This window comes from Pseudoalteromonas gelatinilytica, assembly GCF_001641615.1.
Taxonomy (GTDB): Bacteria; Pseudomonadota; Gammaproteobacteria; order Enterobacterales; family Alteromonadaceae; genus Pseudoalteromonas; species Pseudoalteromonas gelatinilytica.
In genome coordinates, this window is sequence record NZ_LRRU01000019.1 from 82,256 (window position 1) to 106,999 (window position 24,744).

Consider the following 24,744-nt stretch of genomic DNA (forward strand, 5'->3'; position numbering starts at 1 on the left):
TAAGGCGGTTTTACTGGAGTGAAATTTGCAACGTACTTTGTAATTAGAATAACAAGGAGTGATTATGTGGGCAGCATTTAGTTACTTAGCACTAGCGATTGTATTTATAATTGCGGCTATTCGGGTTGAAACAGTGTATTTTGCGCTGTTCTTTTATTGGACTGCATTGTCGTTACTGTTAGTCAGTGGCGCATACTTTTTTAATATCGCACGTATTTTTAGAAAACGAGAAAATGGTGTCATCCCCATTTACATACGATGGGCATTCATTCCCTTTTTACTTGGCGCGCAACTTTATAATGCGTGGTCAAGAAAAAATGACAAAGTGCCACCACTGCAACAAATTAATGAGCATTTATTTTTAGCTTGTCGTTTATTTCCTTCAGATATAGACACCATGAAAGAGATGGGTATCACGGCTATTTTAGATGTGACGTGTGAATTTGATGGTCTTGAGTGGTCTTCTACCCAAGAGAATATTCGCTATTTAAATATCCCTGTACTTGATCATAGTGTGCCAACAAGCGCGCAATTACACCAAGCAATTAATTGGATTGATCACCAAGTTAAAGAAGATAGAAGGGTGGTTGTGCATTGTGCCCTTGGTCGAGGGCGCTCTGTCTTTGTGATGGCTGCTTACTTACTTAGCCAAAACAAAGATGCCGATGTGCACCAAGTACTGGCGCAAATTAAAGAGACACGTGAAACTGCAAATTTAAATAAACGTCAGCTACGTCATCTTGTGAAACGTCATCGCCGTGGTGACTTATTAATAAAGAATAAAGCGGTGCTTATTGCTAATCCGGTTTCTGGCACAAAACTGTGGGAAGCAAAACGTAAGCAAATTACATCCCGCTTATCTGAGTATTATGATTTAACTGTTTATACAACGTCGGAACAGGTAAACGGTACTGAGTTAGCCAAAGAGGCACTTGAATTGAACCCTGATGTAGTCATTGCTTGTGGTGGCGATGGCACAGTAACAGAGGTTGCAAGTGAACTTGTTAATACAGACTGTAAGCTGGGGATTATCCCCCTTGGTACCGCCAATGCACTGGCGCATGTGCTAATGGGGATTAAATCGAAACTTATTCCTGTTGAACAAGCGTGTGAACTGATAATTGAAGGGCAGGCAAGCCGAATAGATACCGCTGTGTGCAATGGTGAGCGTATGTTATTACTTGCAGGCATTGGTTTTGAACAAAAGATGATTGAAAAAGCTCACCGTGATGCAAAAAATGAGTCAGGGCAACTTGCGTATTTACAAGGGTTTTGGCAAGCATTAGGTGAGCATGAGGCGCAAGATTATCTGGTTACGCTTGATGATAACGAACCGCAAACAATTAATACCACAAGTTTAATCATTGCCAACGCTGCGCCATTTACTACCTTACTTGCTCAATCTGCAGGGCAGCCAGATCATCAAGATGGCTTACTTGATGTAAATTGGTTAACACCCAGTGCGGACTCTAAAGCGAGTACACTCAGTATTGCTGAGTTAGTGTTTTCGAGTATTACGCAAACTAGTTTTGCCATTAATAGCCACCACACAAACGCAAAACGAGTAACAGTGAGTGCAGATGCTGGCTTAAGTTATGTAATAGATGGTGAGGTGAAAACAGCGGAAAAAATTGAAGTAGAGATATCACCGAAATCGCTTTCGGTGATTGTCGCTGAAGAATAGCGCTTTTGCTTTATTTCTTAATGCTTTTCCATTGGAACGAGCCGTCATCAGCCGCGTTGTTATTGATAAAAGTATCAATATATAACTGTTCAACTTTTTCGCGCGCCCATGGTGTTTTTCGTAAAAATTTTAGGCTCGATTTTACACTCGGATCATTTTGAAAGCAGCGTACATCGACATGCGCTGCCATACCATCCCAACCAAGCTTTTCTTCAAGTTTAGTTACGATGTCAGCTAGCTTAATGCCATGCAACGGATTATTAGGTTGATTGTCCATGATAAATCTTAGGTTATTTGCAACCGCGCAATAGTAACCTATCTGTGAACGTTAAGCTAATTGACATGAATCGTTTTAGCCTGTTTGGGATAAATAATTTCACCATTTGCATTGAGTCTTAGCCATGCCAAATCACTGTTTGAAAAGTTAGGCTGTTTGGCGCTGCAAATTAACGTCATCTCGCCAACGACGATATACGCACCTTCGGTATAGCGCTTATTTTCGTACCAGCATACTCTGTGATTGTTCAGCGTTTCTTGACCATCAATCACAACGAGGGGTTTTTCTTTCGCCATTGATTTATTTAAAAACAGTAAAATAACCAATGTAGTTAGAATTAAAATTTTCTTTAACAAATTACGTCTCCCGTTGGGCAGATTTGCATAACTACACTAAGCTTATGACAAGGAATAAATAATAAAAAGGTGAACACATGCAATTTGATAAAAATATGATTGACGAATTAACCCTCCTTGCAAAATTTCCCCGCGATTCTCAAATGCAGGGAATTAAAATTCACTCAGATGCCGAAAGCTCTATCAGAGATGCAGCAAAACGTCTTTATGATAAAGGCATCACGGATAGTCCTGATGGGGGCTACTTAACCGACTTGGGACTCGATTTAATTAATCATGTGAGTGTGATTAACTCAGCGCTAAGATAACAAATAAAAAAGGCCCGAATTATTCGGGCCTTTTACATTAATCATAGTAACACTTAAATCGCATCTGGTTGATTTTGTGGTGCAGCATCAATAAAGGCATCAAGCTTATTACATTGATCATAAACTGCAGCAATTTTAGGGTATTTACTCATATCAACTTTAAAGCGTAAGGCATTAAATACTTGCGGCACGAGGCACACATCTGCAAGCGTTGGTTTGTTACCCACACAAAAAGTGTTCGCTTCATCAAGTAGCTTTTCGATACTTTCAAAACCAACTTCTACCCAGTGCTTATACCAGGTCGTTTTTGCTTCTTCATCAACACCAAGATCATTAGCTAAGTACTTTAATACGCGTAAATTATCGATAGGGTGAATATCGCACGCTACGGCATAACATAAATTACGGATCTGAGCTTTTTGCCACGCATCACCCGTTAGTAACGGTGTTTCTGGGTGGGTTTCTTCGAGCCACTCTAAAATAGCCAACGATTGAGCAAGTACACCTTGCTCAGTTTCAAGTGCTGGTAATAATCCTTGCGGGTTCTTTGCTAGGTACTCGTCACTTTGCTGTTCAGATTTTAATAAATTAACCGTCACTAATTCGTGATCAATATTCTTTAAATTAAGCGCAATGCGTACTCGGTATGCAGCTGATGAACGAAAATAGCTATAAAGTTTCATTATACGTCCTGTTTACCTGTGAAATGTTTTTTAATAGTGCGCCAACAGTCTGTGTAGTTAGGCTGACGCTCTTTACCTTCAAGGGCATATTTTGTCGGTGAAATAACGTAACGTGATTCAAACATAAATGCCAAGGTGTTTTCGTAGCGTTGTGGTTCAAGCTGAGCATTTGATGCTTTTTCGAATACATCAGCTTCTGGACCATGTGGCGACATACAGTTATGTAAGCTCGAACCACCTGGTACAAAGCCATGTTCTTTGGCATCGTATACACCTTCGATTAAGCCCATAAACTCACTCATGATATTACGGTGGTAATAAGGTGGGCGGAATGTGTTCTCAGCCACCATCCAACGTGGAGGGAAGATAGCAAAATCGATATTAGCAACACCTTCTGTACCCGATGGTGATGTTAATACAGTAAAGATTGATGGATCTGGGTGATCGTAACTTACTGTATTCATGACATTGAATCGAGCGAGGTCATACTTATAAGGTGCGCTATTACCTGTCCAAGCAACGACATCTAAAGGTGAGTGACCAATATCACAACGGAACATATTGCCGTTAAATTTAGCAACTAGCTCAAAATCACCTTCAACATCTTCAAAAGCGGCTACAGGGTAGTGGAAGTCACGGTCATTGGCATAACCGTTGGCACCGACAGGGCCGCGCTCTGGTAAAATATAGGCATGGCCATAGTTTTCACAGATGTAGCCACGGGCTGTATCAGTAAGTAAATCGACAGCAAATTTAATACCGCGAGGGATAACCGCAATTTCACCTGCTCGAACGGTGAGTTTGCCGCATTCTGTTCTTAGTAATAGCTCACCTTGTTGCGGAACAAACAGCATTTCACCGTCAGCATTATAAAAGTAACGGTGTTGCATTGATTTATTAGCAACATAAATATGAATACCAATACCTGTTTGTGCATTGGCACTGCCATTCGCAGCCATGGTGATTAAACCATCAATAAAATCAGTTGGCTGTGCAGGAATGTCAATTGGATCCCAACGTAGCATCGTCGGTGGCGTTGGCACTTCGGTGATAGGAGCTGTACGAATAAGGCCATTATCGATTGGCGTGTAATCACCTTGTACTACTGACGGGCGAATACGGTAAAACCAAGTACGGCGGTTATCAGCACGCGGCGCTGTAAATGCGGTTGTGCTGAACTGCTCAGCATATAAGTCGTATTTTACTTTTTGAGGGCTGAATTGACCGATGGGTAATGCACCGGGTAAGGCTTCGGTCTCAAATTCATTACCAAAGCCTGTCATATATTGTAATTCGTTATTCATCACTAGACTCCTGAAAGGTTTTAGGTAAGATACTCTCATGTGAGACTAAATTCAAACTGCACAGAATTTACTTGTGTAAATATTTTTTGACAGTAGTGAAGCCATGACAACAGAACGAAAACAAATACTCGATTTACAACAGTTCTTACCTTATTCGTTAACCAACATTGCAATGCAGATGAGTGAGCAATTTAGTGAACTATATCAACAGCAATTTAATTTGACCGTGCCACAATGGCGTGTGATTGCGAATCTAGCGCAATACGGTGAGCGCAGTGCTAAAGAGCTGTGCGATATGGCTCAAATGGATAAATCCACCGTGTCGAGGGCTGTAAAGTCATTATTATCAAGGGAATTGATAGTTGCTAAAGCGAACCCGACAGATAAACGCGCAAGTTTGTTATCACTATCTGCTGAAGGAATAGCGTTGCATGAACAGATTGTACCGCTTGCAAACGAGTGGCAAGCACGTTTAGTGAGTGGCTTAGATAGCCAAGCACTTCAACAATTTATGGACACGCTGAGTACACTTTCTGAGCAATTAAATAAAAATGTTTAAATCTGTAATCAAGGCTTTATAGCAATTGATTTAGACAATCGATACATATATGATAATGGCTATCATTTACAATTAGAAACTTGGATGTCCCCTCTTATGAAATTAGCGTTAAACACCGTGAAAACACTAGGTCTAAGCCTAGTATTAGCATCTACTTTTATTGCCCAACCTGTATTGGCAAATGGCCCAATTGGTGAGCACGTTAATCATCTAAAAGAAAATTTAAAAGATTATTCTGAAGACGTTGAATGGATGATCGGTAAAGTCGACACCATGGTTACCGATTACGAAACTAAAGGCGCAAAGGCTGTTAAAAGCGATGACTTAATTGAATACTGGGAGTCAGTAAAGTTTCACAGCGCAATTGAAACAAACTACGTACCGGTTTATGCATCTATCTGGCAAGGTATTTATGGTGTTAAAATGGCCATTGATGATAAAAAACCAGCAAGTGAAGTACGTGAGCATCAAAAGGCCTTAAATGCTGCCTTGTGGCAGGGTCTTGGAGCTGTTAAACTTGCTGCCGACTTCCAGCAAAAAGGCTTATTAAAAGCTGTAAAAGCAACTGCTTCTGAAACAATGACGCAAAGTGCTACTATCGATGAAATCAAACACAAATTAGACCGCGTTGTTGCAAAATACGCAGAACGTTTAAGCGATGAAGCAACGCAAATCGTACATGATACTTACCTTCACTTATTCGAAGGTGTTGAAGGTACGCTTATCGAAAAAGATGCGAAGTTAGTAGAAGTTCTAGAAAAAGATTTTAACGTAACCCTGCCTAAAGCTATTTCTGATAAAAGTACTGTTGACCAAGTACGTGCAGTGGTTGTTGATATGCAAGAAAAATTAGATCGCGCTAAGGTGTTACTAGAAGAAGCCGAAAAAGCACGTAAGGATGTATTTTAGTGAAGCGTAGGACCTTTATTCAAGGCCTGGCTGCGTTTGGGGTAGTGGGCGCAATGCCACTACCTCTTTCACGTGCCTTTGCAGCTACAGCTGCAAGCCCAATTTCAGTGAATGACTTACCCGCCCTTGAGGGTGACCTAACATTATACTTAGGCCGTGGTGAAGGTGGTTTGTACGAAAACGTACTGCAATCTATCCAAAAGAAAAATCCAAAACTTAATTTATCAATCCGACGTGGCCCGACTGCTGCACTTGCCAACATGATAGTGGCAGAAGCTAAAGCAGGTGTTAAACGTGCTGATTTATTTTGGGCAGTTGACTCTGGTGCGATTGGTCTAGTCACCGACGCAGGTTTAGCTAAAGCCTTACCATCTGACTTAGAAGCGCAATTACAACCACAGTTCCGCTATCCGGGCTGGGCACCTGTAACAGGTCGTATTCGTACATTGCCTTATAATACTAAGCGTTTAAGTAAAGATCAGATCCCAGATAGTATTATGGCAATTGCAGATAGCGATTTATCAATTGGTTGGGCACCGGCTTATGCATCATTCCAATCATTTGTCACAGCAATGCGCATTCTTGAAGGGGATGATAAAACCGCTAAATGGCTGAAGAAAGTTCAAAAACGTTCGAAAACCTATGCTGGTGAGCTTGGTGTAGTGATGGCCGTTGAACGTGGCGAAGTGGATATTGGTTTTGCAAACCATTATTACACATTACGCCTTAAGTCAGGCAAACCAGATGCTAACCTTGATCTTGCTTTCACCAATCAAGATGCAGGTTGCTTAGTTAATGCATCAGGTGTTTTATCGCTAACAGATAACCCGAATGCAATGAACTTTATGCGTTACTTACTAAGTGCTGAAGTACAAAGTTACTTAGCACGTGAAGCGTACGAAATTCCATTGATCCAAGGCATTGACCAGCCAGCTGGGTTACCAGCGTTAACGGATGTGTCACCGCCGAAAATAGATTTAACTCAATTGGCAGATTTAAGGCCAACACTCGACCTTATGCGCAGTAGCGGTGTTTTATAATGCGCATACCTGCTTCTTATCCGATGGCGCTGCTTGCAGCGCTTTTGGCGTTAGTGCCAGTTTATATATTGATCACTTTAGCGAGTGATGCGACGGCTGTTTTTGATAGTCACAATTTAAAAATTCTTGGTAACACCTTGTCACTTATGGTGTTAACAGTAATCGGCTCTATTTTAATTGGCGTGCCTCTGGCGTTTATTAGTGCCTATGTTCAACTTCCTTTTAAAAAACTTTGGCTTGTATTGTTTGCAGCTCCTCTGGCAATTCCAAGCTATATTGGTGCGTTTACCTTGTATGCAGCATTTGGCCCCGGTGGTGAGATAAATCAGCTGTTGGGCTTTGAAACGCCGCCTATGTATGGCTTAACGGGTGCTGCCATTGTAATGACGCTATACACGTTTCCGTTTGTTATGCTTACGACGCGTTCATCTTTACTCAGTCTAGATGCCAGCATGGTAAATGCAGCTCGTACTTTAGGTATGTCGATGCCAATGAGCGTGTTTAAAGTAATCTTGCCCCGTGTTATCAACGGTATTGCGGCGGGTTCATTGCTGGTTGCGCTTTATACCTTATCAGATTTTGGTACACCGGCGATGATGCGCTTAGACACCTTTACTCGGGTGATCTATGTTGAATACAACGCCTTTGGGTTAAGTCGTGCCGCGATGTTATCGTTACAATTAATGGTGATAGTCGGTTTTTTACTGTTCATTGAATCGCAAATTAAAACGGCTTCAGAGCGCCACGGAAGACCGCTGATGTTATTCCCATCGAACAGCCAGAAATTAGCCATGCTAGTGACTTTTCTCCCTGTTTTATTACTGGCTATTTGTTTGCCGCTAGCTATTTTTACCTTGTGGCTTGCACGTGATGGTATTGCTGATTTTGATTTCAGTATTGCGTGGAATTCGGCTTATGCGTCTGGCATTGCGGCTATTGTCGCTGTTGTTGTTGCAGTACCTGTAGCGCATGCTGCCTTAAGCGGTAAAGTAGGGCGCATTATGGAGCGGGTGACTTATTTCGGGTTTGGTATTCCTGGTATCGTGATGGGTACTGCACTTGTTTATGGGGGCCTGCAATTACCGCTTTTATACCAAACTCTGGCATTATTAGTGATTGCCTATGTGCTGCGCTTTTTACCGCTGGCAGTTGGCTCTGTGCGTACCAGCACTGAACACTTAGATTCGAGTTTAATTAAATCAGCACGTGTATTAGGTGCCAGCCCCCGCGAAGCATTTATGCGTATTACCTTACCTTTAACACTGCGCGGTATTATTGCCGGTGCAGCTTTGGTATTTTTAGAATCAATGCGAGAGCTTGAAGCGACGTTGTTACTTGGTCCAACAGGGTTTGAAACCCTATCAACCTATTTATGGCGTGTTTATGAAGCCGGTTACTTTGGACGCGCTGCTATACCTGGCTTATTGTTAGTAGTGATATCAGCATGTGGCTTAGCTATAATGCTCTCAGGTGAAAAGCGCAGTCAATTAGAACATTAAGGATCAGTTTAATGCTATCAGTTAGTAAGCTGTCTATCGATTATGGTAGCAATCGTGTGGTAAGTGAACTCAACTTATCACTTGGGGAAAGTGAGATCCTCATGCTAGTTGGTCCAACTGGCTGTGGTAAAAGTACAATCTTACAAGCGTTAGCTGGGCTTATTCCTATCAGCGAAGGCGAAATTAATTTAGGCTCATGGCGTGCAACACCCAAGTTAAAAGTGCCACCAGAAAAACGTAAAGTAGGAATGGTATTTCAAGACTTTGCGTTATTTCCGCATTTAACAGTGCAGCAAAATATTTGCTTTAGATTAACCGATACCTCGAAAGCAGATCATTGGATTAAGTTATTGGGTCTCGAAGCTTTTCGTAATAAAAAGCCCGCCACCTTATCGGGTGGTCAAAAGCAGCGTGTAGCGCTTGCCCGTACACTAGCTCACGAACCTGACTTCGTATTGCTTGACGAGCCTTTATCAAACCTAGATGCGGCTTTAAAAGACACCCTACGTTGGGATATTCGTAATGCATTAAAAGATGCAGGCGTTCCAGCTATTTGGGTAACCCATGACCAAGAAGAAGCCTTATCTGTCGGTGACCGTGTTGGCGTACTGAAAGAAGGCATAATTCAGCAAATAGATACCCCTGAACGCTGCTTTAGCTTACCAAGCAATCGCTTTGTGGCACGCTTCTTAGGTGAAGCAAGTTTCATTGCTGGCAACTGTGAAGGTGATATCGCCACCACTGATTTAGGCAATGCCCCAGCTATTAAGGTTGATCATGATACCGCGAAGGTTGATGTATTACTTCGCCCTGATGATATTCACCTTATTCAAAATGCTAATTCCAGTAATGGTAAAGTGACATGGGTACGTTACGAAGGTGGCAGTCGCTTATGCGCGGTTAAATTAGCGTGTGATACCGTGGTGACAAGCCGAGTAAGCCATGAAGTGATGGTACGCCCAGGTGATGCAGTACATGTTTCTATCAATACAACACACCCACTTGCGGTTTACGCAGCTTAAATAAAAATATTTGTGCAGGTCTTAATGGCCTGCATTTTTTAGAAAGCTTTCAGCTTTCAGCTGTCAGCCCTCAGACGCGATGTAAAATCGCTGCTACTAGCAACTCGCTAACTTTACTCTTGAGCTTTACTCTTGCTAACTTTCCCCTAGAAGCTTTACGCTCGTATCTCGTATCTCGTATCTCGTATCTCGTATCTACAGCCATTCCCGGCTAAAGCCAGTCCTACTAAAGGACATGTCAGCTACTTGGTTTTAGGTACTGAACACGATGTAAAATCGCTGCTACTAGTAACTTGCTAACTTTACCCTTGCTCACTTTCCCCTAGTAGCTTTACCCTTGCTCACTTTCCCCTAGTAGCTTTACTCTTGCAAACTTTCATCAAAACGTAAAAAGCCCGCCAGTAGGGGCGGGCTTTTGCTTTATAACAAGGTTAACTCGTTATTAGAATGTGTAACGTACACCTACACGCATTTCCCAAACTGATGCACCGCTTTGAGTTGCAGTTTTACCATTGTTAGGGCTGAAGTCAGAGTATACGTAACGACCTTGGTCATCGATTGATGTTTTAATCATACGGTTACCAACGAAGTTACCTTTCTTAAGTACGCCCCAGTCATCATTTAACATGTTTGTTAAGTTATCGATAACGAAGAATACTTCACCTTTGTGACCAGGCATGAAACCAGGTAACTCTTGAGTCATCTTGAAGTTAACTTTTGTGAACCAATCAGCATTTTGGCTGTTACGACCAACGATTTCACCACGTTCAAGGCCTTGAGCAGATATCCACTCGTTAAACTCAGTTACTTCTTCTGGAGTCATGTCGTAAACAACGTTCGGGTCATTCACTTCAGGGATATACATTAGCTGACGGCTACGGTTTGAGTTGCTATCACCCCAAACACTGTCGCTACCGTTATATGTATAGCTGTAAGGAAGGCCTTTGTACGTTTCGCTGAATAGGTTGAAACGTGTGTTGTAACCATCGAACAACTCAGTTGTGTAACCTAATGTCATAGTAAAGCGATGTGGGATTTCGTAATCAGATGTGTGTGCACCTGGATTAGTCGGATCGTATGTCGCCATGTTACCGTAGTTTGAGCTAGCTACAGAGCTAGTCATAGGGTTAACATCTGTTGAGTCAGTGTAAGCGTAAGCTAATTGAACGCTAATACCGTTATCAAAACGCTTACTCATTGCAGCAGAAATGATGTGAGACTCACCACTGTCACCACTTACATTTGTAAGTAGTAAGTCGCCGCTACGACCTTCAATAGACTCAAGAATTGGACGACCATCAAACGTTGTTTCACCAGAATCTTGTAACGCGATGTCTTGTAAGATTGCAGCATCTTTACGTTTAGTGAATAAGTAATCTAGTGAGAATACGTACTCATCTTCAGTTGTGTATGTTGCACCTACTGAGTATTTCCACTCTGAAGGCATTTCGAAATCTGGGTCAACAGCATTTACTGAAGAATCACCCGCGCCAATTGTTGTATTAGCAACTTCATCATACATATCTTGTGGTACTTCATAACCTGGAGTGCCACCGTTTACTGTTGGGGTATTGAATAAATCTACACCTGCACGGAAAGTACCAATGTTTGTGATACCGTCGTTTGAGTATGAGTTAGATAACCATACATTCGGGTTACCACCAGAGAATAAGCCAACACCTGCGCGTACTTCTAATGCATCCGTTGCGTACCATTCAAAGCCAACACGTGGTTGAATTAAATCGATGCCGTCGAATGTACCTTGGTTGCTGAAACCGTAACGGTTAGTAAAGTTTTCATTGTAGTTAGGTTTGTCATCACTTGTGTATTTGTCGTAACGAAGACCAAACGTTAATGTCGCATCTAAATCTGTGAAGTTGTACTCATCTTGAACATAGAAAGTATGTTGAGCGTATGAGAAGCTTGCAGCAGCATCTGTTGGATCGTTTGTACCAGCAGCATTGTTATAATAAATACGTGCTGCTTGACCAGCTTCAAAATCATCTACAGAATCAAAACGCCACTCACCTTGAGTGTGCTGAACGAATTGGTTAAACACGTCTAGCTTTTCATACTCATAACCACCAGTAATCGTGTGTTGATCAAGGTAGTAAGTACCTGCAACTTTTACAGTCGTTGTTTTGTAGTCTAGGTCGTTTGACTGACGAGAGTCATCTGGACCAATGAAAATTGTACCGCCGTCAGCTGTACTAATTTGCATTTCACCGAAGCTGCTCGCTGCATCTAAAGACTGTACTGTTGCATCTAGCTCTGATTTACCAATACGAACTTCAGTAGAGAAGCTGTCTGACCAATCTGAGTAAAGTGAACCGATGATTGATGTAAACTCAGCACCTTGCTTGTAGAAGTGGTTGTCTAAAGCTACTGTATCACTGTATGCATCTGATTGAGATAGTGTGAAAGCGTCATTGTAGTTATAGATCAAGTTTGCACGGTGATCGTCGTTAATGTTCCAGTCAAGTTTAACAAAGATTTTTTCATCTTCAACTGGTGCGCTCGATGGCATGCCACCTGCATCATAACCGTAAACGTCTTGTGCGATTTGTTGTACACGAGCAACGTCTGCAGCTGAAACACTACCCGTATTTAAACCGCCGTACTCGTACTGCTTAACACCTTCTACTTTTTCATAAGACGTGAATAAGAAAAGATTATCTTTGATTAGTGGTAAACCAACATTGAAGCCGTAACGTTTTTCAGTGTAATCACCGTTATCGTAGTCTTCGCCTTCGATTTTATCGCCTTTCATTGAATCATTTGTGTAATCGAAGAACATACCACCGTGTACTTCGTTACCACCTGATTTAGTAACAGCATTGATGTTACATGATGTGAAACCACCATATTGAACATCAAAAGGTGCTAGCTCAACTGCAACCTGCTCAATTGAATCAAAAGAGAAAGGAGCGCCGATAGTTGGGTAACCGTTTGAGCTTAGACCGAAGTTATCGTTCATACGAACGCCGTCTAGCGTTAAGCTGTTGAAACGTGGGTTACCACCACCACAGTTGATTGAACCGCGGCTATCATCGATTGTTACACGTGGGTCGATACGGATGATATCTTTTAAATCACGGTTGATAGCTGGTTGGTTTTCTAAATCTTCAAGTGTGAAAGTCGCAGCAGGACCTGTACCACCAGACATACGGCTGATAGGACGACCAGTAACAACGATTTGCTCGATGTCTGATTGCGGCTCTAACGTAACATTAACAGGGTAGTCAGCACCAACTTGTAGGTTAATGTTGTTGAATGTTTGATCTGCGAAAACGTCAGAATCTACAACAACGCGGTAAGGACCACCTACACGTAGGCCTTTTGCTGTGAAGTAACCCGCATCGTTCGTTTCAGTTTCTTTAGTTGAACCTGAAGGTAAGTGAACGATAGTAATCTTAGTGCCAGCAGCAGGGTTGCCGTTTGGACCTTTGATTTGACCCTTGATAGCAGATGTTGTTTCATTTGCTAACGCTGCACCACTCACACCAACACATGCTGCAATAGCAAGTGATAGAGCTGTTTTGCGGAGTTGGATTTTCATTATGTTATTTCCCGTGTTAGAGGTTATGTTTCATTTATAGTTTGCTGTCAGTTGGCATCTTAAGTGCCTTTACTAACGGTTTTGCTGATTTATCAAATAATGTATTTAATAAACCCGCTAATCTTATCCCACCTTGTTGTAGGCGAGTTTTAACAACTGGTAAGTTTTTATAGATATAACTATAACTTACGTTTGTTTCATTTTCTTTATACAGAGAGTTTGCAATGTTATTAGATTCGATCAACCAATCGCTAGGTGAACTGGCAAGATAGTCCGTTATTAACGCTTGATTTGTTGTATTTATAAATTGCGCAAACTCAGTATAGGACAAATTTTCATTTTCAATGAGTTTTGTGTCCCATAAGCTATGTAAATTAGTATCTTGACCGAAAAATGTGACAGAAATATTGTTGCCACCACGATCTTCACCGCGACCGGCATGAAAAGGTTGGTGGCTATCACCAACAAGGTGAACTAAAAAGCGTAATGCAAATTGCTTTTCACCGAGAGAGGCTTTTGGGTTTTGTAAAACTGATATTGAATATTCCATGCCTTCAAGGATGTCTGACACGGTTTCTTTATTATGGTGGGCATGTGAGTCGTAATGAGGCTTAGCATCGCCTTCTTTGAAATTTATGTAATGCCAGCGTGAAGATTTCTTTTGCCAAAACGTTTCAGGCGCAGAACGCATTTCATCAGCCCACGTTGCAACTTGTGGTAAAGAATCACCATCAAGTAAAGGAACTAACGCTTGCTTAGTGGTGTCAGTAATATGCTTAGATGCAATTTCACCAATAATACGGTGACCATTCTGACCCCATGCATTTGCAGGGTTACTTAACAACACAGAAATAACTGGTGTCGATAACAGCAACATTTTTATTGTTTTTTGTAACATTGACTCAGTGTCCAAAATGAATGTGCCATGAAGCACGATTTCTTGGTGTGTATTTTCCTGAATTTAAAAACAAATAGAAAGGACTCAATAAGATTCATAATTTCTTGTTCATATATGTTGTTTTTCAATGGTTTACAATATTCAGGTAAAATTACCTGTTGTAATGAGTAAGAATAATTGTTCAAATAGAGACAACGGAGCGTTGTTGGCTATTAAAATTGAATTTAAGAACAATACTAATAAAAAAATCGTCGATTGTTACATTTTTGTTTCTGTCACTAATTTTGTTTTTTTATATCGGAATTTTGCAGGGTAAACCGCCTGTTTCTGATATCGATGCATTTATTGAAACATCATTCCAATGTGATACTAAATCAGAGGTTAACCTTAATGAACTGGTGGTGTATTCATCAGGTAAAGTGTTGGCTGAGGATGTTGCTAAAACCCTATGCGCAGATGACATCATTAGTAAACAATATGGCAAGGTCACCTCTTATTGGGGTTATAAAACCTCAGACACAATTGAGTTTTTAGGTAAAGGGATAGCAGATTTGATCCTTGCTAAAGAAAACTTGATTAATGCCTTTATGGCCGAGTCAACCTATAACTATCAAGCGGTTGTTGGCTTCCCAGATTACACTGCTTATTTAATTTCGAGTAAAGAAAAGCCCCGAATTGAAAAAAGTTATTTTTTAGACAAGCGTATTGGCTTACTTGATTATCCAACGAGTCGCTCCGGGCACATTTTACCTAAGCAATTATTTAAAAAATTAGACATCAACCTAGAAAACCTAAATATCACTTATGCCAGTTCGCATACAGAATTAAGAGAGTTACTTGCAAGCGGTAAAGTCGATTTGATCTCTTCTTATTGGCAAGACAGTGATCAGCAACGCTTTTCAATCAATTACATTACGCCTATCCGTGACAATATAAGTGGCAGTCGTTGGTATTTAAAAATGCAAGATGAGAACACCGACCTTTTATGTGCTGTTCAAACACGCCTAACTCAGTTAGCCCATAATCAGAATTCCCATTACTTTAATCATGTTGAGTCTTTTTGGGAATGTGACTTAAACCAGCAAACAATGAAAGTAGGGGATAGCAATGCTGCCAATTAGAATAAAGCTTGCTTATGGGGCGGTTTTTCTATGCTGTTGTTTGGCTTTATTTGCCACCTTTATTACTGCAAAAGCTTATAAGACAACAACTAATGATGCACTGACTCTAGCAAAAGTTGAAAACCGTATTGCCCTTGATTTAAATCACTTAAATTTACCTGATGATTTTTTAAAGCATTCAGGTAGTAAAGACATGGTACTCAACTATATCGCGCGTCTTAATGCTCAGTTAAAAGACTCAGGCGTGATGGTATATTCAATTGAAGGGATCTCTGATTATCCAGCCCGTGCAGATTTAATTACTAAACAATTGCATGCACCACAAAAGTCGTTAACGGTAAGCTTTGTTATCGCATCGTCTTTATTTTCAAAAAATGATATTGCTGTATTAATTCTAGTGAGTTTGGTGTCTGCTGCACTAACGTATTTATTATTTATAAGTGAGCGTACTAAAATTCAAATTGCAAAACATGAGCCTGAGGTTGAAATACAAGCTGTAGAAAAACCTAAATTGATAGTCGATCTTCAAAATAAAACCTTGGCTGCCAGTTGTGCTGTTGATAAAACCGTTGCACTTGCTAATAAACCGCTGTGCTTTTATCTTGCATTGGTTGAGTTTTGTATTGAGCACCCAGATGTAGTGCTTAATCAAAATAAAGATGTACCAGAAGAATTGCTGACTTTAGCGAACAAGTATTTTTACCGGTTAGTCGAGCTTGGTCATACAATACGTAAGCGCCCAAACTTTACTAATAGTTTAGAAAAAACATTAAGTGAAATTCGTGCTGCACTTGATGAAGTTTGGCAAGATCAGCTAGAGATAAAAGAAACCTATTATCCGCCTAAGGCCCATGGTGAAGGCTCCCGTTCGCGTTTACATCATTACGGATTGAAATCGATTGAGGTTGCCGATATTGAAGTCATAGGCAAATAATCTAGTTTAAAAGTAAAAAGGGAAGTCATTGACTTCCCTTTTGCTTGTTAAAGATTATTGAGTACATCTTATTGTTGTTTAGGCGTATAATCAGCCGCTTTAACAGGGCTATTTTGCTCAAAGAAACGTTTTAATGCCTGTGCATCTGTATCATCTGTACTTACAAAGCCTTTTTTATCGGTAAGAGTAGGGTAGCCGTCACCACCAGAGGCATTATAACTGTTAATACTCATACGATATATTTTAGCCATATCAAGTGGCTTTCCAGCAATCTTAACATCAGATAAGGTGTCATCGTCGCGTTTAAAGCTCAACTTATAATATTGTAAGTAGGCACCTGAATCAGGTGGGAAAGACGTAACCACAGACAAGTAATCAAATAACTCTTGGCCTGTCATATCAATATAGGTGATACGATTTTTAAAAGGATGAACTTTTAAAATATCTTTATAACTGACATCACCTGCTTGAATGCTATCGCGAATTCCGCCACCGCTGATCAAACCAAAATCAGCACCCACAGATTGCATTTGAGCAGCAATTATTACGCGTGCTAAGTTAACTTGCTCGTAGCGCACCTTGTTACGGTCACCTTCAAGTTTTGCATCAACGGCGCCAATTTTACCGGCAATTTGTGCTGCGCCTTTTTGCTGATAAACAGCAAGTACGTCTTGTAAGCTTTTGTTAGGTTCGATGTAATCAGCTGCCAACTTCTTATTGCCATTTTCATCATTGATATATAGGTTAACTGGAATAAGTGCGTAATTAAGAAGTGTTAATTTGCCCTTTTCTAATTTGAATTCAGCCTTACCCACATATTTACCCCATTCATGGGCTTGCATAATCCAAGTGCCATTTTGTTGATCTGGTTTACATGCTTTACCTGGCATGAAGCTTTCGTCAGCGATATTTGCCTCTTTCATACAAACAGGTTCTTGTGAATGTCCGCCAACAATAATATCAAGCATGCCTTTAGGTAAGTTACGCGCCATAGTTACATCACCCGGCGCATTAATCCCAAAGTTCGCATCAACATAGTGACCCATGTGCGTGACAGCAATGGTGATATCAGGGTTGTACTGTTTTTCAATTTCTGGGGCTAACTTTGCAGTAACCTCTGTTGGGTCTTTAAATTCTAGACCACCGATATATTGAGGATTACCTATTTTTGCTGTATCTGTAGTTGTTAAGCCGATTACAGCAATCTTAAGGCCATTTTTTTCAAAGATTTTATAACCTTGGTAGCGTGCTTCACCGGTTGTTTTATCAATGATGTTGGCAGATAAAAATGGAAAGTTAGACCATTTTTGTTGTTGATCAAGTACTGCCAGAGGATTGTCAAACTCATGGTTACCAATTGCCATTGCGTCATAGCCAATTAAAGACATACCTTTAAAATCGGGCTCTGCGTGTTGTAAGTCTGACTCTGGAATACCGGTATTGATATCGCCGCCTGACAGCAATAACACAGCATGGCCTTTTGCTTTAGCATCGGCTTTTAATTGATCGATTAAAGTTTTACGGGCTGCCATACCATACTCGCCTTGCTCGTTGTGCCAAAAGCGACCGTGGTTATCATTGGTATGAAGTAGAGTTAAATATTGTACTGAATCAGTATTATTCGAAGATGAGCTACATGCGGTTAGGGTAACCAGTAGCGAAGTTAATAAAAAAAAGCGCATAATTGTTTGCCTGATTAGAGCAGTAGGTTAATTAAGCGCTTAGTTTAAACGACTTAAGTTTAAATTAAATGTCTTTTATAAACTTTTGTTGCTATTTTCTGTATTTATTTGTCCTGTTGCAGCGAGTTGCCGGCGTTGCAGTTCTTGTTCTGCGTAATGAGACTTTTGGTGATTATTGCCCACCATCCAATTTAAAAAACTAGCTGGTAACTGGCTGTAAGGCTCACCTTGGTGTAGGCCAAAATCGCATATTGCGTTCTCTTCATTCGCCATGGTTAATTCCTGTGTGTTCATTGTCGTCGTGCAAATACTAACAAACTGAGTCAATTTGATAAGACGATTTTGATTTAGTATTTATATTTTTTATAACCAAATTGAATACGCGATGTAAATTAATGTAACTGAGTTGTAATTGCTATGGCGTGTTTTGTGTAACTATTTTGTTTGCTATTTATGCATCAACCTTTTTTGTTTAAGCTTCGTGCAGTTTTATAATAAAAAGTATCAGGAAAGATAAACAATGAAAAAACATCTACTTGCAACTGCGCTTTTTACAAGCTGCTTTACAGCTAATGCGACGATTGTAGAAATGCAAACAAATCAAGGCACCATTACCGTTAACCTTTATGATCAACACACACCTATCACGGTAGAAAACTTTCTTAACTATGTAACTGACGGTAGTTATGACGGCAGTGTTATTCATCGTTCTGTTGACGATTTTGTATTGCAAGGGGGTGGTTTTAAGTTTGATACGGACTTTAATTCGATTGAAACAACTGATGCAATCACCAATGAGCCTGTTTTATCAAACGTTAAAGGCACGATTGCAATGGCGAAAGTTGGTGGCAATGCCAACAGTGCAACAAGCCAATGGTTTTTTAACTTAAAAGATAATAGCGCTAATCTTGATTTACAAAACGGTGGTTTCACCGTGTTTGGTGAAATCACAGCTGATAGCTTTGAAACAATCGAGACAATTACATCATTAGTTCACTGTGGTGAAATTCCAACGGTTGGCTTAAATGAAGATCAATGCCCAACCACCACTAGCGGTTTTAATGCTGAAAACTTAGTGATGATTAACAGTGTTGTTGTGATTGATGATGATCCGAATTCATCTGCCTCTTTATCACCAAAAGAAAATACACTTATTGACGAAGATAATTCATCCGATAATGGCGGTGGTAGTTCAGGTGGTAGTCTTGCGTGGATGCTATCTTTATTAGCCCTTGCAGGCTTTAGTCGTCGTAAATAATTCCAACCAACAAAGTTAATAAGGCGCTAAAAAGCGCCTTTTTTCTTTGTATCACTAAGTACTAAAAGATTCTTACTAAAACCAGCACCCACATTATTAGCATAATGAAGCTACTGACAACGAAACTATAATAGCGCGCCTTCAAGGTATTTGAAGTTAAGTGAATTACGCTATGAATAATTCTTAATGCTACATAAACCCACGCAAGGGCAACAAAAACAGTACCCACCGCATTGACCTGTAGAGCTGTTAAACAGGCAATAAAAAACAGCACTGGCATTTCGAATTGATTGATAAAGTTGCGATCTGCAACACGCACATCAGTGCCTGCTTTTTCTAAATCCATTGTTAAGAAGTCTTTCATCTCAATGGTTTTTTGTTTTGCCGCACGAAAGCGACGTTTACCCATAATGTACATCACAATGAATGTCAGTAAGACCTGAGTGAACATTGCTACAATTAGCCACTTTTCCATAGCTCATCCTTTGTTATAGTTATTGCTATTAATCTTAACCGTAAGTACTGCATTTTCACAATGTGTTACAAAGTTTTGCTGTAACTTAGCTCAAAAGCATTGAATTGCGGCGCTCTAAAACACATGATAAATAAAAATTTATTCAATTTCTAATGGATACTAAATAATGAAAAAAATAATGGGACTCAGTGCAATCGCTTTTGCAGTGTTAGCAGGTTGTTCTTCTACTTCTACCACAACGCCTCCATCTGCTAATACTAACCTTATTCCTGACTCGTTGGTGATAAGTCCAAACGATACCCGTGAGTACAAAACATTAAAACTTGATAACGAAATTGATGTGATTTTAATTTCAGACCCAAGCGCTGAAAAATCAGCTGCTGCATTGAGTGTCGGTGTTGGTTTATTGCACGACCCTATGTCGCAACAAGGTATGGCACATTATCTAGAGCATATGCTGTTCCTTGGTACAGACCGTTACCCTGACACCAAAGGTTACAGTGATTTTATGACTAAAAATGGTGGGGCGCATAACGCTTACACCTGGTTAGATATCACAAACTACATGTTCAAAGTCAACAATGATGCTTACGATGAAGCACTTGACCGCTTTGCGGATTTCTTTAAATCACCAAAGCTTTACCCTGAGTACACAGACAAAGAAAAAAATGCGGTAAATGCCGAATGGTCAATGCGCCGTGAAATGGACTTCTTTGGTCAATTTAAACTAGCACGCCAAATGATGGGCTCACACCCAGCAAACCGCTTTTTAATTGGTAACCTAGAAACTTTAGGGGATAAAGAAGGCAGCAATCTACACAAAGAAACCGTTGCTTTTTATAACAAATATTATTCATCGAACATTATGAAAGTGGCGATGATTTCTAATCGTCCACTGGCTGAAATGGAAGCAAAAGCTAAACAGTATTTTGCTGACATTGAAAACAAACACATCGAAAAGCCAACGGTGACTGATAAGTTAGACTTTACTGTGGCAGGTGGCAAACGTGTTTACTACTCACCGAATGAAGATGTTAAACAGCTACAGTTAGAATTCACTATTGCTGATAACAGTTCACAGTTTGCGGTAAAACCAAACCGTTTTGTGTCGTACCTTTTAAGCAATGAAATGCAAGGTAGCCCGGCACAAATTTTACGTGATAAAGGCTGGGTGTCACGATTATCAGCTTCTGATGCTCCAACTCAATACGGTAACTATGGCAGCTTAACAGTTAATATTGAATTGACTGATGCTGGGATGCAAAACCGCGAAGAAATTGTCGCTATGGTTATGCAATACATTGCGCTTATCAAAGAGCAGGGTGTTGATAGCAAATACTTTAATGAAATTCGTACCTCTCTAAACAATGAATTTCAATTCCTAGAAAAAGGCGATGAGTTTGGTTATGTCAGTAACTTAACTGATAGCATGCAAAAATTCCCTGTGAACAATGCAATTAACGCACCTTATTATTATGCAAAGTTTGATGCAGATGCGGTGCAAAACGTGCTTTCACAATTAAACGAAGATACGCTACGTATTTGGTATATTTCAAAGCAAGAAGAAACAGATTCACAGCTGCATTTTTACGATGGTAAATACCGCATTGAAGATATCAGCGAAGCAGAAGTTGCAAGCTGGAGCAAACCGAGCGAATACGCTTTAGCATTACCAACAGTAAACCGCTTATTACCAGAAAGCTTTGCAATTAAAACGGCGGAGTTTAAACAACAAGCGCATCCTGAACTGGTATTTGATAAGCAAGGTGTAAAAGTTTGGCGCCAAGCAAGTCAGCAATTTGCTGAGCAACCTAAGGGTCTTGTTGAAGTTTACATTAATACACCTGATGCCCTTGTGAATGTTAAATCACAAGTTCTTTATGCAGTGTGGGCTGATCTTTATAACTTACAACAAAGCAAACTAAGCACAGAAGCAGCCGTTGCAGGTATGAGCTTAGGGCTACAACCAAGTAACGGCCTTGTGTTATCACTAAGTGGTTTTACTGATAAACAAGACGTACTTTTAGCTCAAGCGCTTGAAAATCTAACGTTAGATGTGTCTGAAGAAGGATTTGCCCAAGCAATCGATCGTTTTAAGCGTGATTTACTCAATCAACAAAAGCAGTTCCCGTTCTACCAAGCATTCGGTGAATACTCAAAACTGACTCGTAGTGGTAAATTTGATACCGAAAGCTTAATTGCTGCGGCAGATGCGCTAACTCTTGCTGATTTTGCGGCTATCAAGCAATCAACACTTGCTGCCAATGATCTACGCGTATTCACGTTTGGTAACTATAACCAAAATGATGTTGACTCTATTGCGAGTAAACTAACCGCTATTTTACCTAAAGGCCATAAAACGACTGAGTTTGCTAGAAGCAAAGCATGGTTACCTCAACCAGGTGAACGCATCGTATTACAAAAAGATATTGATGTAGCAGATGTAGCAATCATTGATATGGTTGTACACCCAACACCTGGCTATAAGCAAAAAGCACAGGCGCAAATCTTACAAAGTCACTTTAGAACCGTAGCGTTTGATAAGTTACGTACTGAAGAGCAGCTGGCTTATGCGGTTGGTGCGTTAGCACGTCCTATCGAAGACTACTCTGCATTGGGTCTATATATTCAAACACCGGTTAAAGGCCCTAAAGAGATGCAAGCGCGTTTTGATGAGTTCAAAAAGCAATACGCTGTTGAGCTTGATAACATGACAGAAGAAACATTTGCACAACTTAAAAATGCAACGCTTGTGTCTTTAAAAGAGCAGCCTAAAAACTTAAGTGATGAAATGTCACCACTTATCACAGATTGGTATCGTGAGAACTTTAAGTTTGATTCTAAGGAAAAACTTATCGCAGAAGTTGAAAAAGTAACCTTGGCTGATCTTAAAGATTATTACAAGAAAACCATGCTTAACAGTGAGGCTCCACGATTAAATATTCAAATGCGTGGTAGTAAGTTTGCGGATAAGCCATTTGCAGATCTTAAAAACCAAACAAAAGTTGAAAACTTAGAGAGTTTTTACAAAGGCATTAAATTCCAAAACTAATTTAATAGCGGATAAACAAAAGCCCAAGCAATTGCTTGGGCTTTTTTATTTATGCGATAAGCAAAAATCCTATAAATGCAGCGCTTGCTGCAAGTAAGGTATAAGGCAGTTGCGTGATAGCATGGCTGACTAAATCACACCCTGAGCCTTGCGCGGCAAGTACCGTGGAGTCAGAATAGAAGCACGCCTGACTACCAAATGACGACGCCGACAGCAAAGCGCCAATCACTAAAGGAATATTGGCATCAATTGCGTAAGCCAGAGGCATTACAATAGGAATCGTTACTGCGAAAATCCCCCAGCTTGAACCTGTTGCAAAAGCAAGTACTGCCATTGCTAAAAACACCACGGCAGGTAGGTACTGGGCCGTCATATAAGGGCTTAATGTATTAATAACATATTGCGGAAGCATTAATTGGTCACACACATCTTTAAATATAAATGCTGCAACCACAGTCCCAATAGCGGGGATCATACTTTTAAAACCATCAAGCATACGCTCAACGAGTTCTGACAATGTCATCAACTTTTGTAACATATAAAAAGGTAAAACAACGGCAAAGGTTGCAAGCAATCCTTTGTATACGTCAATGTCAAAGTAAACAGTAAATGCAACAAGTAAAACTATCGGCACTAAAAAGTTATAGAGTTTGCCGTTTGAAGCGGCTGTTTCAAAGTTTTCTTCCGCTGCTTTTACTGCGTATTCATCCGCTGTTTGAACATCTGTGTATTGGCTATTTGAGATCTCGATTTGATTATTCATGGCACGTAGTTGTGCTTTTTTCATCGGACCAAAAGCAGGGATGACATTTAAGCTAACCAGTAATACAACAATGACCGCAAACCAAGCATATAACATGTAAGGGATTGCTTGAATGTAGACGGCAATACCTTGACCTTCTGGTGCAACATTATTATCAACTAACAAGCCACCAAAAAATACGGCCCATGTAGAGAGTGGTACCAGCACACAGATAGGCGCGGCTGTTGAGTCAACAACATAAGCGAGCATTTCACGGCTAATTTTAAACTTATCGGTGATACGTTTCATGGTTTCACCGACGGTTAATGCATTTAAGTAATCATCAATAAAAATAATCACACCTAGCACAAATGTCATCACCAACGATGAGCGCTGGCCTTTGGCAAACTTTAACGCTAATTCGGCGAAGGCACTTGCACCCCCGGTTCTCACTAATAAAGCGATTAATGCACCAAATCCACCACAGACTAAAATTAGCCAGGCAATGGTTTCGTCTTGCATTACCTTTAATGAAATATCAGCAAAATTGGCTAACACAGCGGTTGGTCCTAGCATGGCTAAACCAAACAAAGCACCAATTAGTAAAGATAAAATAGGGCGGCGTAAAAATACGGCCAAAACCACCACCAATACTGGCGGCAGTAAACTTAACGCAGAAGGTTCTTGCATTATATTTTTCACACAGTTAAGCAATGCGAGATTGCTTACAGAAATCAGAAGTCTATAGACTCAAGTAACTGCTTTACGCGAACACACTTTTATGGACCCATTAGGGAAAGTGCCTGCGTTGGCTGGCGCCAGACAGTATAGAGGGTATACTGCTTTTGTTTTGCCCAAAACATCGCAAGAAAAATAATCCTGAATATTAATTTAGTCAATAAGAATTTTTATTGCGATGATAATTATTTTACACTCTTCAACTGTATTACTTTTTTAACTTAATTAAGCTAAGGTTTATGGCATTTTCAGATACATACAGACTCAGTAGTCACGCGGTTATCACTAACAACCAAGGACAAGTGTTATTACTAAAATCTAATTATGGTCAAAAAAGTTGGGGGTTACCTGGCGGGGCTTTAGATAAAGGAGAAACCATTCATCAAGCGTTGCTACGTGAATGCCAAGAAGAGCTTAATTGTGACGTAGACATCGCTTATTTAAGTGGTGTTTATTATCACACAGCGTTTAACTCTCATGCGTTTATTTTCCGTGCTCATATGGCTGAGGGTGCTGAGATAATGTTGAGCGATGAGCACACAGAGTATAGCTACTTTGATATTGATGAGTTATCTAAAGTACAAAAAGAGCGTGTTCTCGACTGCCTTAATTTTGCCAATGATGTCGTTAGTAAGGTGTTTTAA

22 protein-coding genes are annotated in these 24,744 nt (G+C 40.3%); 12 read left to right on the plus strand and 10 right to left on the minus strand.

Features of this window, described 5'->3' with window-relative positions; translation table 11 throughout:
• Positions 1 to 64: 64 nt before the first annotated feature.
• Entirely contained in the window at positions 65 to 1,684 is a 1,620-nt protein-coding gene (locus NH153_RS10815; protein ID WP_063703661.1) for a diacylglycerol kinase family protein, read from the plus strand.
• Positions 1,685 to 1,694: 10 nt separating this feature from the next.
• Here the strand turns inward: NH153_RS10815 and NH153_RS10820 are convergent, their stop codons facing one another.
• Both NH153_RS10820 and NH153_RS10825 read right to left on the minus strand, forming a co-directional pair.
• Positions 1,695 to 1,961: a VF530 family protein gene (locus NH153_RS10820; protein ID WP_063703663.1), complete on the minus strand. Its 267-nt coding sequence runs from the start codon at positions 1,959 to 1,961 to the stop codon at positions 1,695 to 1,697.
• 56 nt (positions 1,962 to 2,017) lie between these two features.
• Positions 2,018 to 2,317 carry a DUF1496 domain-containing protein gene (locus NH153_RS10825; protein WP_105173382.1) on the minus strand — a complete coding sequence of 100 codons (300 nt, stop codon included), beginning with the start codon at positions 2,315 to 2,317 and terminating at the stop codon, positions 2,018 to 2,020.
• A gap of 77 nt (positions 2,318 to 2,394) precedes the next feature.
• On the opposite strand from NH153_RS10825, the gene NH153_RS10830 reads away from it, so the two are divergent.
• Entirely contained in the window at positions 2,395 to 2,625 is a 231-nt protein-coding gene (locus NH153_RS10830) for a TIGR02647 family protein (protein ID WP_063703665.1), read from the plus strand.
• Between the two features lie 53 nt (positions 2,626 to 2,678).
• Here NH153_RS10830 and maiA read toward each other — a convergent pair whose 3' ends face one another.
• Complete coding sequence (gene maiA / locus NH153_RS10835) at positions 2,679 to 3,308, minus strand: maleylacetoacetate isomerase (protein WP_063703667.1); 630 nt, start codon at positions 3,306 to 3,308, stop codon at positions 2,679 to 2,681.
• Positions 3,308 to 4,612 carry a homogentisate 1,2-dioxygenase gene (hmgA, locus tag NH153_RS10840; RefSeq protein ID WP_063703669.1) on the minus strand — a complete coding sequence of 435 codons (1,305 nt, stop codon included), beginning with the start codon at positions 4,610 to 4,612 and terminating at the stop codon, positions 3,308 to 3,310. The genes maiA and hmgA overlap by 1 nt, the downstream gene beginning before the upstream one ends.
• A gap of 103 nt (positions 4,613 to 4,715) precedes the next feature.
• On the opposite strand from hmgA, the gene NH153_RS10845 reads away from it, so the two are divergent.
• The 5 genes from NH153_RS10845 (at position 4,716) to NH153_RS10865 (ending at position 9,641) form a co-directional block, all read left to right on the plus strand.
• A complete protein-coding gene (locus tag NH153_RS10845) occupies positions 4,716 to 5,171 on the plus strand; it encodes a MarR family winged helix-turn-helix transcriptional regulator (protein WP_063703671.1) in 456 nt (151 codons plus the stop codon).
• Positions 5,172 to 5,267: 96 nt separating this feature from the next.
• Complete coding sequence (locus tag NH153_RS10850; protein ID WP_063703673.1) at positions 5,268 to 6,080, plus strand: hypothetical protein; 813 nt, start codon at positions 5,268 to 5,270, stop codon at positions 6,078 to 6,080.
• Positions 6,080 to 7,120 (plus strand): extracellular solute-binding protein, encoded by a 1,041-nt coding sequence (locus NH153_RS10855; RefSeq protein ID WP_063703675.1) that lies wholly within the window; start codon positions 6,080 to 6,082, stop codon positions 7,118 to 7,120. The genes NH153_RS10850 and NH153_RS10855 overlap by 1 nt, the downstream gene beginning before the upstream one ends.
• The gene (locus NH153_RS10860) at positions 7,120 to 8,619 is read left to right on the plus strand and encodes an ABC transporter permease (protein ID WP_063703677.1); all 1,500 of its coding nucleotides are present in this window, start codon (positions 7,120 to 7,122) and stop codon (positions 8,617 to 8,619) included. The genes NH153_RS10855 and NH153_RS10860 overlap by 1 nt, the downstream gene beginning before the upstream one ends.
• An 11-nt stretch (positions 8,620 to 8,630) precedes the next feature.
• Complete coding sequence (locus NH153_RS10865; protein ID WP_063703679.1) at positions 8,631 to 9,641, plus strand: ABC transporter ATP-binding protein; 1,011 nt, start codon at positions 8,631 to 8,633, stop codon at positions 9,639 to 9,641.
• Positions 9,642 to 10,083: 442 nt separating this feature from the next.
• Here NH153_RS10865 and NH153_RS10870 read toward each other — a convergent pair whose 3' ends face one another.
• Positions 10,084 to 13,200, minus strand: coding sequence for a TonB-dependent receptor (locus NH153_RS10870; protein ID WP_063703681.1), 3,117 nt, complete (start codon positions 13,198 to 13,200; stop codon positions 10,084 to 10,086).
• A 34-nt stretch (positions 13,201 to 13,234) separates the two neighbouring features.
• Positions 13,235 to 14,098: a S1/P1 nuclease gene (locus NH153_RS10875; protein WP_063703683.1), complete on the minus strand. Its 864-nt coding sequence runs from the start codon at positions 14,096 to 14,098 to the stop codon at positions 13,235 to 13,237.
• A 218-nt stretch (positions 14,099 to 14,316) separates the two neighbouring features.
• Here NH153_RS10875 and NH153_RS10880 point away from each other — a divergent pair, with 218 nt between their 5' ends.
• Together NH153_RS10880 and NH153_RS10885 are read left to right on the plus strand one after the other, a co-directional pair.
• Positions 14,317 to 15,219 (plus strand): type 2 periplasmic-binding domain-containing protein, encoded by a 903-nt coding sequence (locus tag NH153_RS10880; RefSeq protein WP_063703685.1) that lies wholly within the window; start codon positions 14,317 to 14,319, stop codon positions 15,217 to 15,219.
• Complete coding sequence (locus tag NH153_RS10885) at positions 15,206 to 16,153, plus strand: hypothetical protein (protein ID WP_063703687.1); 948 nt, start codon at positions 15,206 to 15,208, stop codon at positions 16,151 to 16,153. Before NH153_RS10880 ends, NH153_RS10885 begins: the two co-directional genes overlap by 14 nt.
• A gap of 68 nt (positions 16,154 to 16,221) precedes the next feature.
• Here the strand turns inward: NH153_RS10885 and ushA are convergent, their stop codons facing one another.
• Positions 16,222 to 17,835, minus strand: a complete 1,614-nt coding sequence (gene ushA / locus NH153_RS10890) for a bifunctional UDP-sugar hydrolase/5'-nucleotidase UshA (RefSeq protein WP_063703690.1) — start codon at positions 17,833 to 17,835, stop codon at positions 16,222 to 16,224.
• A 75-nt stretch (positions 17,836 to 17,910) separates the two neighbouring features.
• Entirely contained in the window at positions 17,911 to 18,108 is a 198-nt protein-coding gene (locus tag NH153_RS10895) for a hypothetical protein (RefSeq protein ID WP_063703692.1), read from the minus strand.
• A 247-nt stretch (positions 18,109 to 18,355) separates the two neighbouring features.
• Between NH153_RS10895 and NH153_RS10900 the strand changes: the two genes are divergently transcribed.
• Positions 18,356 to 19,093 (plus strand): peptidylprolyl isomerase, encoded by a 738-nt coding sequence (locus NH153_RS10900; protein ID WP_063703694.1) that lies wholly within the window; start codon positions 18,356 to 18,358, stop codon positions 19,091 to 19,093.
• Positions 19,094 to 19,154: 61 nt separating this feature from the next.
• Here the strand turns inward: NH153_RS10900 and NH153_RS10905 are convergent, their stop codons facing one another.
• Complete coding sequence (locus NH153_RS10905; protein WP_063703697.1) at positions 19,155 to 19,568, minus strand: MAPEG family protein; 414 nt, start codon at positions 19,566 to 19,568, stop codon at positions 19,155 to 19,157.
• A 166-nt stretch (positions 19,569 to 19,734) separates the two neighbouring features.
• On the opposite strand from NH153_RS10905, the gene NH153_RS10910 reads away from it, so the two are divergent.
• Complete coding sequence (locus NH153_RS10910) at positions 19,735 to 22,620, plus strand: insulinase family protein (RefSeq protein WP_063703699.1); 2,886 nt, start codon at positions 19,735 to 19,737, stop codon at positions 22,618 to 22,620.
• Positions 22,621 to 22,669: 49 nt separating this feature from the next.
• Here NH153_RS10910 and NH153_RS10915 read toward each other — a convergent pair whose 3' ends face one another.
• Positions 22,670 to 24,052 (minus strand): Na+/H+ antiporter NhaC family protein, encoded by a 1,383-nt coding sequence (locus NH153_RS10915; RefSeq protein WP_063703701.1) that lies wholly within the window; start codon positions 24,050 to 24,052, stop codon positions 22,670 to 22,672.
• 287 nt (positions 24,053 to 24,339) lie between these two features.
• Between NH153_RS10915 and NH153_RS10920 the strand changes: the two genes are divergently transcribed.
• The gene (locus NH153_RS10920; protein ID WP_063703703.1) at positions 24,340 to 24,744 is read left to right on the plus strand and encodes an NUDIX hydrolase; all 405 of its coding nucleotides are present in this window, start codon (positions 24,340 to 24,342) and stop codon (positions 24,742 to 24,744) included.

What these genes read in the sequence shown, in the direction of transcription:
- NH153_RS10815 (WP_063703661.1), top strand. Translation starts at nt 65, where the DNA reads ATGTGGGCAGCATTTAGTTACTTAGCACTAGCGATTGTATTTATAATT.
- NH153_RS10820 (WP_063703663.1), bottom strand. Translation starts at nt 1,961, where the DNA reads ATGGACAATCAACCTAATAATCCGTTGCATGGCATTAAGCTAGCTGAC.
- NH153_RS10830 (WP_063703665.1), top strand. Translation starts at nt 2,395, where the DNA reads ATGCAATTTGATAAAAATATGATTGACGAATTAACCCTCCTTGCAAAA.
- maiA (WP_063703667.1), bottom strand. Translation starts at nt 3,308, where the DNA reads ATGAAACTTTATAGCTATTTTCGTTCATCAGCTGCATACCGAGTACGC.
- hmgA (WP_063703669.1), bottom strand. Translation starts at nt 4,612, where the DNA reads ATGAATAACGAATTACAATATATGACAGGCTTTGGTAATGAATTTGAG.
- NH153_RS10845 (WP_063703671.1), top strand. Translation starts at nt 4,716, where the DNA reads ATGACAACAGAACGAAAACAAATACTCGATTTACAACAGTTCTTACCT.
- NH153_RS10850 (WP_063703673.1), top strand. Translation starts at nt 5,268, where the DNA reads ATGAAATTAGCGTTAAACACCGTGAAAACACTAGGTCTAAGCCTAGTA.
- NH153_RS10860 (WP_063703677.1), top strand. Translation starts at nt 7,120, where the DNA reads ATGCGCATACCTGCTTCTTATCCGATGGCGCTGCTTGCAGCGCTTTTG.
- NH153_RS10865 (WP_063703679.1), top strand. Translation starts at nt 8,631, where the DNA reads ATGCTATCAGTTAGTAAGCTGTCTATCGATTATGGTAGCAATCGTGTG.
- NH153_RS10870 (WP_063703681.1), bottom strand. Translation starts at nt 13,200, where the DNA reads ATGAAAATCCAACTCCGCAAAACAGCTCTATCACTTGCTATTGCAGCA.
- NH153_RS10875 (WP_063703683.1), bottom strand. Translation starts at nt 14,098, where the DNA reads ATGTTACAAAAAACAATAAAAATGTTGCTGTTATCGACACCAGTTATT.
- NH153_RS10885 (WP_063703687.1), top strand. Translation starts at nt 15,206, where the DNA reads ATGCTGCCAATTAGAATAAAGCTTGCTTATGGGGCGGTTTTTCTATGC.
- ushA (WP_063703690.1), bottom strand. Translation starts at nt 17,835, where the DNA reads ATGCGCTTTTTTTTATTAACTTCGCTACTGGTTACCCTAACCGCATGT.
- NH153_RS10895 (WP_063703692.1), bottom strand. Translation starts at nt 18,108, where the DNA reads ATGGCGAATGAAGAGAACGCAATATGCGATTTTGGCCTACACCAAGGT.
- NH153_RS10900 (WP_063703694.1), top strand. Translation starts at nt 18,356, where the DNA reads ATGAAAAAACATCTACTTGCAACTGCGCTTTTTACAAGCTGCTTTACA.
- NH153_RS10905 (WP_063703697.1), bottom strand. Translation starts at nt 19,568, where the DNA reads ATGGAAAAGTGGCTAATTGTAGCAATGTTCACTCAGGTCTTACTGACA.
- NH153_RS10910 (WP_063703699.1), top strand. Translation starts at nt 19,735, where the DNA reads ATGAAAAAAATAATGGGACTCAGTGCAATCGCTTTTGCAGTGTTAGCA.
- NH153_RS10915 (WP_063703701.1), bottom strand. Translation starts at nt 24,052, where the DNA reads ATGCAAGAACCTTCTGCGTTAAGTTTACTGCCGCCAGTATTGGTGGTG.
- NH153_RS10920 (WP_063703703.1), top strand. Translation starts at nt 24,340, where the DNA reads ATGGCATTTTCAGATACATACAGACTCAGTAGTCACGCGGTTATCACT.